Annotated in this window: 3 protein-coding genes and 1 pseudogene; 2 read left to right on the forward strand and 2 right to left on the reverse strand. The window is 61.2% G+C overall.

The annotated features are described in order from the left end of the window. Together CV770_RS40900 and CV770_RS40905 are read right to left on the reverse strand one after the other, a co-directional pair. The coding region (locus tag CV770_RS40900; RefSeq protein ID WP_146101468.1) for an IS110 family RNA-guided transposase at positions 1–525 on the reverse strand (525 nt) is incomplete at its 3' end. 89 nt (positions 526–614) lie between these two features. Continuing rightward, a pseudogene (locus CV770_RS40905) lies at positions 615–794 on the reverse strand (IS3 family transposase); the annotation flags it as partial. 357 nt (positions 795–1,151) lie between these two features. Between CV770_RS40905 and CV770_RS40910 the strand changes: the two are divergent. Both CV770_RS40910 and CV770_RS40915 read left to right on the forward strand, forming a co-directional pair. Continuing rightward, positions 1,152–1,388 (forward strand): hypothetical protein, encoded by a 237-nt coding sequence (locus tag CV770_RS40910; RefSeq protein WP_104466301.1) that lies wholly within the window; start codon positions 1,152–1,154, stop codon positions 1,386–1,388. Then, the coding region (locus CV770_RS40915) for a recombinase family protein (RefSeq protein ID WP_146101469.1) at positions 1,378–1,918 on the forward strand (541 nt) is incomplete at its 3' end. The genes CV770_RS40910 and CV770_RS40915, both read left to right, overlap by 11 nt.

Below are 1,918 nucleotides of genomic sequence, written 5' to 3' on the forward strand. Positions count from 1 at the left end.
TGCGGGCAGGCGAGCATCTGTCTCATCCCGTATGATTGCGACCAGCGCCTCAACCTTTGCCAGGCCGGCGGTGGCGATGATCCCCAATTCTGCCAGATGCGCGCGCAACGCGTTGACCGCCTGCGTTCGCTGCCGCACTAGAAGAGCGCGGGTCTTCAGCACCATCGCGGCAGCCTGTTGCTCAGCTGTCTTAATCGGCACGAAGCGCATGGTCTTTCGGGTCACCGCTTCGCTGATGGCCTCCGCGTCCGCCGCATCCGTCTTACCACGCTTGACGAAGGGTTTGACATAAGCCGGCGGAATGAGCCGGACCTCATGACCGAGAGCTGCGATCTCGCGTGCCCAATAGTGGGCGCTACCGCATGCTTCCATTCCCACCAGGCATGGTGGCAGCTTCTCAAAGAAACGCAGAACTTCGCTGCGCCGTAGCTTCCGGTTGAACACGGGCGAGCCCTCGGCATCCGCCCCGTGAACCTGGAAAACGTGCTTGGCCAGATCGAGCCCGATGGTGATAAGCTGTTTCACGGAACGGTCCCTCCTTTGTGGCGTTCGAACAACGACCACGTTCTAGCACTTTGATGCTGTTGGAGCGCGCCGTTCCACCACATCAAGTTTTATCCAATCCTGAGTTCGCTCCGGTCGTTGGATTTGCCCGGTTGGGCGGTGGGAGCGACGGGAGCTGGCGCGGAGCCTTCGGCATAGCGCAGCGCCAGATCCCGGCGCGGGTGACAGGTGAAGGCTAACTCGGAGGGCGTTTTCCATCCGAGCTGCGAGTGGGGTCGGGCATCGTTGTACAACAAGGCTCAAGAACGCCCACAGGACCGCTCTTCGCGAGGTTCTTTATCGACATCATCCCTGGTTTGGTCGCCGAGTTTGCGTTCATGGAAGCGTCGAGAAGGCTGATGATGTCGCTTTACGCTGCTCTCTTGATGGATCACAAGCGGATCGATGGTTGGAGGTTCCGGCATGGATGTTCGATCGGGCGGCATGCCCTGACGCTGAGCCTTTGACAGCTCAGCCCTTTGTCAGCATGGACGCACTTTCGGCGCTCTCTACGCTTCTCGATCTGGCGTTGAAGGATCGAACGCCATCAGCTGCCCTGCTTTCTGGCGCATCCAGAGCTTCTCACGACCAGAATCGGGGAGAGACTCATGTCACGGCAGACGGCAGTGCCGGCGGGCGGATACCGACACAATCGACAACCGCGGCCGCAGCAGCAGATGGATCTGTTCGGGAGTGGCCTGTCGAACGGCGCCATCGGTGCGCCCACATGGCTGGATCTGCCCGCAGAAGCGCGGGCAGCGCTCACGAGCCTGATGATGCAGTTGATCCTCGACCATGCAGCGATGACAGCGACGCCCGCGAAGGAGGTCGATCATGATCTCTGACAAGGTCAGGCCTCATCATCTGGAGCGCAAGGCGATTCTTTACGTGCGTCAGTCTTCGGCCCATCAGGTGTTGTACAATCGCGAGAGCAGCGCGCTGCAATACGCCATGCGAGACCGGCTGACGGCACTCGGGTGGTCAGAGATTGAAGTGATCGATGATGATCTCGGTCGTTCAGCTGCCGGCGGCATACAACGCGCCGGATTCGAGCGAATGGTGGCGGAGGTCTGCTTCGGCAAGGTTGGTGCGGTTTGCGCCCGCGAGGTCTCGCGCTTCGCCCGCAACAGCCGGGATTGGCAGCAACTCATCGAGATGTGCCGCGTGGTCGATACCGTTCTGGTCGATCAAGAGACCATCTATGCGCCAAGGCACGGCAACGACCGCCTGCTGCTCGGGCTCAAGGGTAGCCTCAACGAGTACGAGCTGGATCTGTTGCGCCAGCGCTCGCTCTCGGCCCGCTACGAGAAGGCGCGCCGGGGCGAGTTGGTTGTGACAGCGCCGGTCGGCTTCGTGAAGGCCGGCGACCGTTATG

This window comes from Bradyrhizobium sp. AC87j1 (assembly GCF_002936975.1).
GTDB lineage: Bacteria > Pseudomonadota > Alphaproteobacteria > Rhizobiales > Xanthobacteraceae > Bradyrhizobium > Bradyrhizobium shewense.

Bases quoted from the DNA above. Each gene is read 5' to 3' on its own strand.
- CV770_RS40910 (WP_104466301.1), top strand. From the start codon at position 1,152: ATGTCACGGCAGACGGCAGTGCCGGCGGGCGGATACCGACACAATCGA.